The sequence below is a fragment of the Aureimonas sp. AU22 genome (assembly GCF_001463745.1).
Classification (GTDB): Bacteria; Pseudomonadota; Alphaproteobacteria; order Rhizobiales; family Rhizobiaceae; genus Aureimonas.
Map to the genome: position 1 here is coordinate 110,111 of NZ_BBWJ01000049.1, position 11,002 is coordinate 121,112.

At 65.8% G+C, this 11,002-nt stretch carries 10 protein-coding genes; 5 read left to right on the top strand and 5 right to left on the bottom strand.

Features of this window, described 5'->3' with window-relative positions; genetic code table 11:
- Positions 1 to 3 precede the first annotated feature (3 nt).
- The 5 genes from AUL34_RS19050 to AUL34_RS19070 all read right to left on the bottom strand — a co-directional run bounded on the left by AUL34_RS19050 (position 4) and on the right by AUL34_RS19070 (position 5,080).
- On the bottom strand, positions 4 to 840 hold the full coding sequence (locus AUL34_RS19050) for a shikimate dehydrogenase (RefSeq protein ID WP_061937384.1): 837 nt from the start codon (positions 838 to 840) through the stop codon (positions 4 to 6).
- Positions 837 to 2,006 carry a dihydrodipicolinate synthase family protein gene (locus tag AUL34_RS19055; protein ID WP_061937387.1) on the bottom strand — a complete coding sequence of 390 codons (1,170 nt, stop codon included), beginning with the start codon at positions 2,004 to 2,006 and terminating at the stop codon, positions 837 to 839. Before AUL34_RS19055 ends, AUL34_RS19050 begins: the two co-directional genes overlap by 4 nt.
- A 17-nt stretch (positions 2,007 to 2,023) precedes the next feature.
- The gene (locus AUL34_RS19060; protein WP_061937389.1) at positions 2,024 to 3,616 is read right to left on the bottom strand and encodes an acyl CoA:acetate/3-ketoacid CoA transferase; all 1,593 of its coding nucleotides are present in this window, start codon (positions 3,614 to 3,616) and stop codon (positions 2,024 to 2,026) included.
- Between the two features lie 220 nt (positions 3,617 to 3,836).
- A complete protein-coding gene (locus AUL34_RS19065; protein WP_061937443.1) occupies positions 3,837 to 4,478 on the bottom strand; it encodes a TetR/AcrR family transcriptional regulator in 642 nt (213 codons plus the stop codon).
- 110 nt (positions 4,479 to 4,588) lie between these two features.
- Positions 4,589 to 5,080 carry a MaoC/PaaZ C-terminal domain-containing protein gene (locus tag AUL34_RS19070; protein ID WP_061937392.1) on the bottom strand — a complete coding sequence of 164 codons (492 nt, stop codon included), beginning with the start codon at positions 5,078 to 5,080 and terminating at the stop codon, positions 4,589 to 4,591.
- Positions 5,081 to 5,239: 159 nt separating this feature from the next.
- Between AUL34_RS19070 and AUL34_RS19075 the strand changes: the two genes are divergently transcribed.
- From AUL34_RS19075 to AUL34_RS19095, 5 genes are all read left to right on the top strand, one after another.
- Complete coding sequence (locus AUL34_RS19075) at positions 5,240 to 6,301, top strand: ABC transporter ATP-binding protein (RefSeq protein ID WP_061937395.1); 1,062 nt, start codon at positions 5,240 to 5,242, stop codon at positions 6,299 to 6,301.
- Between the two features lie 82 nt (positions 6,302 to 6,383).
- The gene (locus AUL34_RS19080; RefSeq protein ID WP_061937398.1) at positions 6,384 to 7,652 is read left to right on the top strand and encodes an ABC transporter substrate-binding protein; all 1,269 of its coding nucleotides are present in this window, start codon (positions 6,384 to 6,386) and stop codon (positions 7,650 to 7,652) included.
- 122 nt (positions 7,653 to 7,774) lie between these two features.
- Entirely contained in the window at positions 7,775 to 8,659 is an 885-nt protein-coding gene (locus tag AUL34_RS19085; protein WP_061937401.1) for a carbohydrate ABC transporter permease, read from the top strand.
- Positions 8,659 to 9,510 carry a carbohydrate ABC transporter permease gene (locus tag AUL34_RS19090; RefSeq protein ID WP_061937404.1) on the top strand — a complete coding sequence of 284 codons (852 nt, stop codon included), beginning with the start codon at positions 8,659 to 8,661 and terminating at the stop codon, positions 9,508 to 9,510. The genes AUL34_RS19085 and AUL34_RS19090 overlap by 1 nt, the downstream gene beginning before the upstream one ends.
- 3 nt (positions 9,511 to 9,513) lie before the next feature.
- Complete coding sequence (locus tag AUL34_RS19095) at positions 9,514 to 10,830, top strand: glycerate kinase (RefSeq protein WP_061937407.1); 1,317 nt, start codon at positions 9,514 to 9,516, stop codon at positions 10,828 to 10,830.
- Positions 10,831 to 11,002: the final 172 nt, after the last annotated feature.

Genomic DNA, 11,002 nt, shown 5'->3' on the forward strand with positions numbered 1-11,002 from the left:
GCCTCACCCACCCAGTCCGAAGAAGCGGCAGATCTCGTCGACCTGGCCATCCAGCATATGGATACCAGGATGGGTCGAGCAGCCTCGGCTCGACGCAGTTCTCAGAAGCGGCGTCTCGGACGGCTCGAGGATGATGTCGACCACAAGTGCGGTTTCGCTCAGGCGGTCGATGGCCAGCGGCAGCGGGTCGCCGTCATGCATGCCGATCGACGTGCAGTTGACGATCACGTCGTAGCCCTCGGCATCGGCACGGGCCGCATGGATGTCGACGGACGAGGACGCCAGTCTCAGGTCGCCGAGAAGAGATGCAAGGCGGACGGCATCGACGTCGAAGACGCCGAGTGCGGACGGGCCCTCGTCCAGAATCGCGTGGGTGACCGCCGACCCCGCGCCACCGGCGCCGATGACCACGACGCGCCGTCCCCGCAACGTGTGCCCCTTGCCGGCCAGCCCGCGAACGAACCCGAGACCGTCGAAGTTGTCGCCGACGAGCCGACCGTCGGGAAGCTTGCGGATGGCATTCACCGCGCCAATGCGCCGACCGAGCGGTCCGACCTCGTCGATGAGAGAGGCGATGGCGATCTTGTGGGGAACGGTGACGACCAGCCCGTCGAAGTTTTGCCCGACACGAAAGGCTTCGAGCACCGCGGGGATACCCTGCGGCGCTACATGGAACGGCACCAGGACCGCATCGACGCCAAGACGCCGGAAGGCGCTGTTGAAGAGCCGCGGCGAAGCGACCTGGGCGATCGGATCACCGAGGATCGCATAAAGGTGGGTCGCGCCGGAAAGAGCCGGCGAACCCTCGTTGCCCCGTTCGGCACCGGCCGCATGCGTCATGCCGCGACCCCGCGCACGGCGAGGACGGCCCGCATGCGATCGACCGCCCGTTGCGGATCGGACAGGAGGTTCGCGCCGTCCGCCAAACGGAAGACGTCGGCCAGATGCAGGGTCGAACGGGCGCTCTCCATGCCGGCCACCATCGTGAAGTGGTCCTGATGGCCGTTGAGGTAGGCCATGAAGACGACGCCGGTCTTATAGAACTGCGTCGGCGCGGCGAAGAGATGGCGCGACAGGGGCTCGGTCGGATCGAGCACGGCGCGGTAGCCGGCCACGTCACCGGACGACAAGCGCGACAACGCGGCCGACGCTGCGGGTGCGATCGCGTCGAACGCGCCGAGCAGGGCGTGGGAATGGGTATCTCCGTCGCCAGCGATGAGATCCACGTAGTTGAAGTCGTCGCCGGTGAACATCTTCACGTCCTGAGGAAGGCGCGAGCGAAGATCGATCTCCTTGCCGGCGTCCAGAAGCGAGATCTTGATCCCGTCGACCTTGTCGGCATTGGCCTCGATGATGTCGACGACCACCTGGCTGGCGCCCTCGTATCCGGCATGCCCCCAGTATCCGTCGAGTTGCGGGTCGAACATCGGCCCCAGCCAATGGAGCACGACCGGGCGCTTCGCCTGCCGCAAGAGGCGGTCATAGACCATGCGGTAGTCGTCCGGGCCCGCAGCGGCCCGAGCGAGTGCGCGCGACGCCATAAGGACGACGCGACTACCACAGGCCTCCACCGCCTCCATCTGCTCCTCGTAGGCGGCGATGACGGCGTCCAGATCGTGCGGTCGAGCGGGGTCCAGCTGATCCGTGCCGCAGCCGGACGCCACCAACGCATCCCGCCCCCCGGCGTCCATCGTCCGGCGGATAAGCTCGTGCGCCATATCCCAGCCGAAGCCCATACCGCGCTGCGCCGTGTCCATCGCCTCGGCGATGCCGAGGCCGAGGCTCCAAAGGTGCTGGCGGAACGCGAGCGTGCGCTCCCAGTCGATCGCAGGCGTGACCCATGGATCGCTCGGCTCCAGCGGATCGAACACGACGTGCCCGGCGGCGTAGGCGATCCGGTTGAACGGGGCGCTTGGCGGGACGACCGGCAAGGGCTGTCCGACGAGTCGATAGGTCTCGACCGAACGATCGGGTTTCGGAAGGCGAATGCTGGCCGTGCCGGTCATGGCTTGAGCTCCCCGGTTCAACGATGCGCCGCCGCAAGGCGCGCGTGGACCGGCCAGGCGCCCGGGAGTTCCGCCTCCAAGCCCATCGGCCGATCGTCGAAGAGACGCGGGTCCATCACCTTCAGGTCGTCCGCGATCGCGGGGCGGAACGCCATGTGCGAGAGGACATCGCGCTCCAAGTCGATCCCGGGGGCGATCTCGAAGAGTTCAAGACCATTCGGCCCGGTCCGGAACACGGCGCGCTCGGTGACGAACACCGTGGTCTGGCCGCGCTCGCGCCCGTAGGCGCCGTTGTAGGTGACCTGTTCCAGGGTCTGGACGAACTTGCGATGCTTGCCTTCGGTCAGGATGGTCAATGTGCCGTCCCGGGCCTCGACGCTGAGCCCGCCGGCCGTGAACGTGCCGCCGAACACCATCTTGCGCGCGTTCTGGCTGATGTTGACGAAGCCGCCGATGCCGACCACGCGTCCCGCGAAGCGGCTGATGTTCACGCTCCCCTGCGGATCGATCTCGACGGCCGAGAGAAACGCGACGTCGAGCCCTCCGCCGTCGTAGAAGTCGAACTGGTAGGGCTGGTCGATCATGGCCCAGTAGTTGCGCGCGGCGCCCGCGTCGAGGCCGCTCGCGGGGGCGCCGCCGATCAGTCCCTGCTCGTTGGTCAAGACGACATGGTCGAGCAGCCCTTCTTCGGCGGCCACGAGCCCGATGCCGGTGCAGATGCCCGATCCGATGTTGCAGACGGCACCGACGCTCAGCTCCATCGCGCAACGACGCGCCACGATCTTGCGCTCGTCGAGGGGAAGCTTCGGAAAGGAGCCGAAGGGGATCTTGAGCTGTCCGGCATAGGACGGATCGAACGCCGTCTGGTAGGTCTGCATCTGATCGGGATCCACCACCACGGCGTCCACCAGCATGCCTGGGATTTTCACCGTCTTCCCGGGAAGCATGCCGCGCTTGGCAAGCCGCTTCACCTGCACGATGACGAGGCCGCCGCAGCGGCGCGTCGCCTGCGCCATGGACAGCATCTCGCCGAAGATCGGCTCGTCCTCCATGGAGACGTTGCCGTCCTCGTCCGCAGTGGTGCCGCGCAGGAAAGCCACATCGATGTCGAACGGCTTGTAGAACAGCCACTCGCGCCCCTTCAGCTCGATCAGCTCGACGAGATCCTCGCTGCACGCCGCGCTCTGCTTGCCACCCTCCTGGCGGGGATCGACGAAGGTGTGCAGTCCGACATGCGACACGAGGCCCGGCCGCCCCGCCGCGATCTCGCGGACCAGTTGCGAGAGGGCGCCCTGCGGCAGGGTATAGACCTCCGCCTTGCCCTGACGGGCCAGTTCGGCGACGGACGGAGCGTCGACGACCGTGCCGCACACGGCGCGCTTCAGGAGGCCTTCGTGCCCGAAGCGCGCCGCGCCGGCCGATCCCCGGTTGCCGAGACCGACCGGATGGATCGTGGTGAGCGCCCGCGGTTCGAAGCTTTCGAGGAAGCGGCTTTCCACGGCTTCGATGAGCGCCTCCGGCACGGCATGGCCCGAGCCCGAGCCGCCGATCAGAATCGTGTCCCCGTCGCGCACGAGTGCAGCGGCCTGGGCGGCCGTGATGACTTGCATATGGATGCCCCGATGTCCGTAAACTTACTTATCGATAAGTAATCGAGGCGAGGTTGGCAACCTTTTTTGCGAGCGCGGCTTTCCATGCCACTGTGCAGGGCAAGCGTGGCCTCGCGCGGCAAGCGTCCTGGGATGCGCACGGCGTCGATGTCGTGCGTCGATGGTGCTGAACGGGCGCGCCGGAAGCGGCATCAAGCCCAAGGGCCTTCCCGGCGGCCGGTCAGGCCGAAGCGGATACGTCCCGACCGCCGCCGTCGCGGGGCGGCCCTTCCGGCTCGTAGGCCGACAAGACGACGCGCGAGAACGTTTCGAAAAACTGTTCCAGCCGCTCGAAGCTTCCGGCATCCTGCGTGAACACGGACGACGAATTGACGATGTTGACGAGCAGGAAAGCGAGGTCGTCCAGCGGCGCGTCGTCACGCAACTCGCCGCGCCGCTGAGCGTTGCGCACCGCGACCTTGATGGAATCGTGGACCCGGACGCTGAAGAAGGCGAGATGTTCGCGCGCCTCCGGGCTCAGGATCTCCCCATCCAGACGAAGCCGGCCGATGAGGCTCCAGGGCCGGCTGCCCTTCCGGTCCTTGTTGAAGGCCTTGTACCTCGCGAAGTTGAAGTCGGCGACGTCTCGCAGCTTCTGCTTCAGGCTTCGGTCGGGATCCTGCCAGATCGCCTGATGGCGCGCCGAGGTGGCGTCGACGTAGTCGCGCAGCACCTCCTCGACGAGCTTTTCCTTGTTGCCGAAATGATAGTGGATGTTGGTCGTCGTCGTATCCAGCCGCTCGGCGATGTTTCTGAAACTCATGCCGTGGTAGCCGTGCCGGATCAGGAGTTCGGTCGCCACCGCCTTGATGGCGTCTCGCATCGAGCTCGATCGGCTCGACGTCGACGCGTCGACCGCGGACTTCCTTGCCATTTCCCATCCTTCCGCTGCTTCCACCGCGAGCCGTCCCGACCGGGACAGGCCTGCGCGGGTCAGGCGCCCGTCGCTCCGCGCATCATGAGGAGCTGGGTCTCGCCATCCTGCACCACCTTTTCATGTTGGTTGAGAATGCGCATTGCAAGCGTCACGATGCCCCGGTCCTCGCGTCGCGTCTCGCGCTTCCCCTGCACCCGAATGTGGACGTGGATGCGATCTCCGATGAGGAGCGGCGCCCGGAACGACCAGTTCCAGCTCAGCGTCGCGATGCCGCGAAGACGGACGGGCGAGCGCGTCTTCAGCCCGTCCGCGAGCGCGAGGCCGAGCAGCCCATGCGCGATCCGCCCCGGAAACCCCTGAGCCCGGGCGAACTCGTCGTCCATGTGGACATCGAACAGGTCGCCGGAGAGGCCCGCATAGGACACGACATGGGTTTCGGTCACGCTGACGCCGGATGTCACGAAGTCGTCGCCGACCTCGAGTTGGTCGAACCCATACTCACCCGCAGCCAAGCGACGCTCTCCGTCCACCGCGCTCTGATCCGTCATCTCGATCTCCTTAAAACTTACTTATCGATAAGTAATTTTTGATTGACCGTCAAACGGGTTCGGGATAGCTCTTTTCCCACAGCGCCTCTCGTGGCGGGCTACGGTCGCTTTCGAGGGCGCCCCTCCTGCGAGGGCGCGATCACTCCGGAGAAACCTGCCATGGCGTCCGTCACGATCTCAGACATGCACAAGACGTTCGGCTCGGTGCACATCCTGAAGGGCGTGTCCGTCGACATCGAGGACGGCGAGTTCGTGATCCTCGTCGGCCCCTCCGGCTGCGGAAAGTCGACGCTTCTGCGCATGGTCGCGGGGCTGGAATCGATCAGTGCCGGCGAGCTGCGGATCGGCGACCGGGTCGTGAACGGCGACTCGCCCAAGGACCGGGACATCGCGATGGTGTTTCAGTCTTACGCGCTCTACCCGCACATGACGATCGCCGAGAACATGTCCTTCGGCCTGATGCTGAAGCGCACGCCCAAGAGCGACATCGAGGCCCGCGTGGCGCGGGCGGCCGACATCCTGGGGCTTACGCATCTTCTCGATCGCTATCCGCGCCAGCTGTCCGGTGGCCAGCGCCAGCGTGTCGCGATGGGCCGCGCCATCGTCCGCGATCCCAAGGTCTTCCTCTTCGACGAACCCCTTTCCAATCTCGACGCCAAGCTGCGCGTCCAGATGCGGGCCGAGATCAAGGATCTCCAACAGCGGCTGAAGACGACCACGATCTACGTCACGCACGACCAGATCGAAGCCATGACCATGGCCGACAAGATCGTCGTGATGCGCGACGGCGTGATCGAGCAGGCCGGACGTCCGCTGGACCTCTACGATCGCCCCGCCAACCAGTTCGTCGCCGGCTTCATCGGATCGCCTGCGATGAACTTCCTGTCCGGACGGCTGGAGAACGGCATGTTCCACACCGACGGCACCGACGGTCTCGCCCTTCCGGTGGGCACGGGTTGGAAGCCGCTGGCGCCGCAGGACGCCGTCTACGGCGTGCGCCCGGAGCACATGCGCCTGTCCGACGAAGGCGAGGCGGTCGAGGTCGTCGTGGTCGAGCCGACGGGTTCGGAGACCGAGGTCGTGGCGCGCCGGGGCGCGACGCAGTTCAACTGTCTCTTCCGCGAACGCCTGGATCTGCGCCCGGGCGAGACCATCCGTGTCCGCCCCGATACCGGGACGGTTCACCTCTTCAGCCGGGACGACGGACGTCGCCTCAGCTGAGCGGCCTGACGCCGATCGGGACGGGAGCGTCGATCCCGACGGCGGGAATGCGAATGTCGACCTGAACAAGTGGAGGAATTCGATGCAGGACCAAGCGAAGTCGCCCGTCAGCCGAAGGGTGTTCTCGAAGCTCGCGGTGGCGGCTCTGGCCTTCACCGCCCTGACGGCGTGGCAGCCGGCCGCGCGGGCGGCGGAAACGCTCGTCATCAACACGGACCGTAGCGGCGCCGGGCAGAAGGAGGCGATGAACAAGATCGCCGCCGACTTCGAGGCGGCCAATCCGGGCGTCACCGTCGACATCAACTACAGCGATGTCGAATCCTACAAGACCTCGATCCGCAACTTCCTGGTCGCCAGCCCGCCCGACATCGCGTTCTGGTTCACGGGGGCGCGCATGCGCGCTTTTACCCAGCGCGACCTCTTCGAGGACCTGACCTCGTTCTTCGACGAGAACGGCCTGCGCGAGGTGATGGGGCCCTTCGTGGATGCCGTGACGGACGACGGCAAGCAGTACATGATGCCCACGAACTTCAACATCTGGGGCTTCTTCTACAACAAGGCCGTGTTCGAGCAGCAGAGCCTTCAGCCGCCCAAGACCTGGGACGAGCTCATGGCGGCGTCCGCCAAGCTGAAGGAGAACGGCGTCGTTCCCTTCGCGATCGGCACGCGCGATCTCTGGGCCAACGCCCTGTGGTTCGACTTCCTGACCAAGCGCACCGCCGGCCTCGACTTCTACATGCAGTTGATGGACGGCAAGGCGAGCTACACCGACGAGAAGATCAAGCGCGTCTTCGAGATCTGGAAGGACCCGATCGACAAGGGCTACTTCCTGGAGAACGCGTCGTCCTACGGCTGGCAGGAAGCGATCCCGTTCCTGAACCAAGGACGGGCCGGCATGTACCTGCTCGGCCCCTATGTCCTGACCTCGCTTCCGGCCGAGGCGCGCGGCAACATGGGCTTCTTCCCCTTCCCGAAGGTCGATCCCGCGGTCCCCGATTACGAGCAGGTTTCGATCAACGGCGTCGGCATTCCAAAGGGCGCGAAGAACAAGGAGCTCGCCAAGCGGTTCCTCGCCTTCCTCGCCCAGCCCGCCCAGCTCGACGCCTTCGCCAAGGGCGGATCGGTGGTGCCCGCGCGCACCGACGCCAAGCTCGACTCGAACGACTTCGCCTCGGTGCAGTTGGAGCTCGTCCGCGCGTCGGCAGGGTCCTCACAGTTCTATGACCGGGACACCAATCCCGACATGGCGCAGCAGGGCATGAAGGGCTTCCAGGAGTTCCTGGCGCGCCCCGACCGGGCCGACGCGATCCTCGACAGGCTCGAGGCGACACGCGAACGCGTCTTCAAGTAGGCGTAGGGCGCCGGGGAGGCAGGCGCCAGCCGGGCCTCCCCTTCTCCGGCAGCGATGCGGCGCGGGCGCGCCGGTTCGCCCCCATCAGGACCCGTTCGCGGCGGGCCGTCCCCGAGGTATCGATGGCTGCATTCTGGCAGAAAAACCAAAGCTGGCTGACGCCGGTCATCCTCCTGTTCCTGCCCGTCGGACTGTTCGCGATGATGCTCGTCATCCCGATCATCCAAAGCATCTGGACGAGCTTTTACGATTGGGACGGCACGGGCGAGGCGACCTGGGTCGGAATGGCGAACTACGCCGAGCTCTTCGGGGATCCTCAGTTCTTCGTCTCTTTGAAGAACAATGTCCTCTGGATTCTCCTGTTTCTGCTCGCCCCGGTGATCGGTCTGGGGCTGGCGATCTTCCTCAACCAACCGCTCAAGGAACTGCGCTTCATCAAGGCGGTGTTCTTTCTGCCGCTGGTGCTCGCCCCCGTGATCATCGGCGTCGTGTTCACCTGGTTCTACGATCCGACCTTCGGCATCCTCGCCATCGCGTTCCGCGCGGTAGGCCTCGAGCCGATCGCCATTCTGTCGGACGAGACCTTCGTCACCTTCGGCATCATCGCCGCCGCGCTCTGGGCGCAGATTGCGTTCTGTCTCGTGCTGTTCCTTGCCGGCCTGTCGCAGCTCGACGCCGAACTGATCGCGGCCGGACGGATCGACGGCGCGTCGGGGTGGACGCTCCTGCGCTACGTCGTCCTTCCCCAGCTCCGCTCGGTCACGTTCGTGGCCACGATCATCACGGTGATCGGTTCGCTGCGCAACTTCGACCTGATCTCGGTGATGACGCAGGGCGGCCCCTACGGAAGCTCCACCGTTCTCGCCTACCAAATGTTCGACGCGACGATCTTCAGCTACCGCGCCGGCTACGGCGCGGCCATCGCCACCGTCCTGTTCCTGATCATGTCCGTCTGGATCGCCGTGTTCCTCTGGCACACGCTGCGCCGCGAAGCGAGGGTCGGCTGATGTATCCCACACCCGTCACCGAGCGCGCCTTCGGGATCCGGCTCGGCTATCGCATGGCGATCTACGTCGCGATGATCCTGTGGATGGCCCCCATGATCGCCATCATGATGACGGCGATCCGTTCGCAAGGCGACCTCCTGGCCGGTAACTACTGGGGCGCTCCGGAACGCTTCAGCCTGTTCGCCAACTACCGCGAGGTCTTCGCCACCTCGCCGATGTGGACCTTCTTCATCAACAGCGTCACGGTCACGGGGATCACGGTCGTCCTCGTGCTGATCCTGTCGACCATGGCGGCCGTGGCGATCGCAAAGTATCGGCTGCCGGGCGCGACGATCCTCTTTGCCATGTTCATCGGGGGGAACTTCATTCCCTACCAGATCCTGATGATCCCGGTCCGCAACATGGTTCTCGACGTCGGCCTCTACAACACGGTCTGGGGACTGATCCTGTTCCACACCGCCTTCCAGACGGGTTTCGCGACGCTGTTCCTGCGCAACTTCATCATCACGCTGCCGAACGAGCTGTTCGAGGCGGCCCGGGTGGAGGGCGCGAGCGAGTTCCAGATCATCCGCAAGATCGTCATCCCCCTGCTGCGTCCGGCGCTCGCTGGCCTGTCGGTCCTGATCTTCACATTCGTCTGGAACGACTACTTCTGGGCCCTCGTGCTGGTGCAGAGCGATGCGGCCAAGCCCCTGACCCTTGGCATCGCCGGCCTGAAGGGGGAGTGGCTCACCGCTTGGAACCTGATCTCCGCCGGCGCCCTGTTTGCCGCCCTGCCCCCGGTGTGCCTATTCTTCCTGATGCAGAAGCATTTCGTGGCGGGCCTGACCGCCGGCGCCGTGAAGGGCTGAACGATGCGGGAAGGAATCGACAGGGAACCACGTGACGTCGGCGCCTCCCCCTTCGATGCCGATCCCCGGCCGTTCCTTACGTCTCTGTTCGCGGCGGCCGTGGCTGCGGCCGATCCGGAGCGTATCGTCCGTGACCACCTTCCCCCCAAGCCCAAGGGGCGGACGATCGTGGTGGGTGCCGGCAAGGGAGCGGCGCAACTTGCCCGTGCCTTCGACGAAGCGTGGGACGCGCCGCTAGAGGGCATGGTGGTGACGCGATACGGCCAGGGGGTGGCGTGCCCCCGGATCGCCGTACGCGAAGCCTCGCATCCAGTTCCAGATTCCGCCGGCCTTGCCGCGGCCGCCGAGCTTCTCGCCATGGTCGGCGGGCTGTCCGAAGACGACCTCGTGGTCGCCCTCATCTGTGGAGGCGGCTCGGCCCTCCTTCCGTCCCCCGCGCCCGGGCTGTCGCTGGCGGACGAGATTGCGGTGAACGAGGCTCTTCTCGCCAGCGGTGCCCCCATCTCACATATGAACACTCTGCGGACATCGATCTCGCGGATCAAGGGCGGCCGGCTGGCCTCGGCCGCCTACCCAGCAAGGGTCGTGACCCTCGTGGTCTCGGACGTGCCGGGCGACGATCCCGGGCTCGTATCCTCCGGTCCGACCGTTCCCAGCCTATCGAGCGCGGCGGATGCCCTCGGCGTCGTGCGAGACTATTGCCTGCAACTTCCCCCCGCGGTCTTGACGCATCTTCAATCCGAGGTGGCAGCGGCTCCGAGCCCACCCAAGCCGAGACTTGCGCGATGCCAGACACGGGTGATCGCCTCGGCGTCCCGCTCCTTGGAAGCCGCATCCGCTGTCGCGCAATCCTACGGAATCGAGGCGGCGATCTTGTCCGATGCCATCGAGGGCGAAGCACGCGACGTCGGCCAGGTCCATGCGGCGCTGGTCCGCGAAATCGGCTCGAGAGACCGTCCCTTCCGCAAGCCGGTGCTCCTTCTGTCCGGCGGCGAGACCACCGTCACGCTGACCGGCGGCGACCGGGGGCGCGGCGGACGAAACACCACGTTTCTCCTGTCATTCGCCCTCGGCATCACTGGAATGTCCAATGTCTGGGCGGTGGCCGCCGACACCGACGGGATCGACGGATCGGAGGCCAATGCCGGCGCGTTCGCCGACGGATCGTCCATCGCTCGCATGTCGAGCGCCGGGATCGATGCGAGGCGGACGCTCCTTAAGAACGACGCCTGGACTGCGTTCGAAGGGATTGACGATCTGTTTTCGCCTGGTCCCACGGGCACCAACGTGAATGATTTTCGCGCCATCTTGGTAAGATAACGGCCGACGAATGTCGGCTTTGCCAACAACGGTGCTTGCAGGCGGACCGGCCGGCTTGCACCCGACGTCGCTATCGGAACGGTCGCCAACAAGGCTCGTAGGCGGCCGTCCCGCGTTGGGATGCTGCGATCCAAGGGGATCCTACACCTCAGTCCCTTCGGCAAGGGTTAGA

What these genes read in the sequence shown, in the direction of transcription:
- AUL34_RS19055 (WP_061937387.1), bottom strand. Translation starts at nt 2,006, where the DNA reads ATGACCGGCACGGCCAGCATTCGCCTTCCGAAACCCGATCGTTCGGTC.
- AUL34_RS19085 (WP_061937401.1), top strand. Translation starts at nt 7,775, where the DNA reads ATGGCTGCATTCTGGCAGAAAAACCAAAGCTGGCTGACGCCGGTCATC.
- AUL34_RS19065 (WP_061937443.1), bottom strand. Translation starts at nt 4,478, where the DNA reads ATGCGAGACGCCATCAAGGCGGTGGCGACCGAACTCCTGATCCGGCAC.
- AUL34_RS19060 (WP_061937389.1), bottom strand. Translation starts at nt 3,616, where the DNA reads ATGCAAGTCATCACGGCCGCCCAGGCCGCTGCACTCGTGCGCGACGGG.
- AUL34_RS19080 (WP_061937398.1), top strand. Translation starts at nt 6,384, where the DNA reads ATGCAGGACCAAGCGAAGTCGCCCGTCAGCCGAAGGGTGTTCTCGAAG.
- AUL34_RS19075 (WP_061937395.1), top strand. Translation starts at nt 5,240, where the DNA reads ATGGCGTCCGTCACGATCTCAGACATGCACAAGACGTTCGGCTCGGTG.
- AUL34_RS19095 (WP_061937407.1), top strand. Translation starts at nt 9,514, where the DNA reads ATGCGGGAAGGAATCGACAGGGAACCACGTGACGTCGGCGCCTCCCCC.
- AUL34_RS19090 (WP_061937404.1), top strand. Translation starts at nt 8,659, where the DNA reads ATGTATCCCACACCCGTCACCGAGCGCGCCTTCGGGATCCGGCTCGGC.
- AUL34_RS19070 (WP_061937392.1), bottom strand. Translation starts at nt 5,080, where the DNA reads ATGACGGATCAGAGCGCGGTGGACGGAGAGCGTCGCTTGGCTGCGGGT.
- AUL34_RS19050 (WP_061937384.1), bottom strand. Translation starts at nt 840, where the DNA reads ATGACGCATGCGGCCGGTGCCGAACGGGGCAACGAGGGTTCGCCGGCT.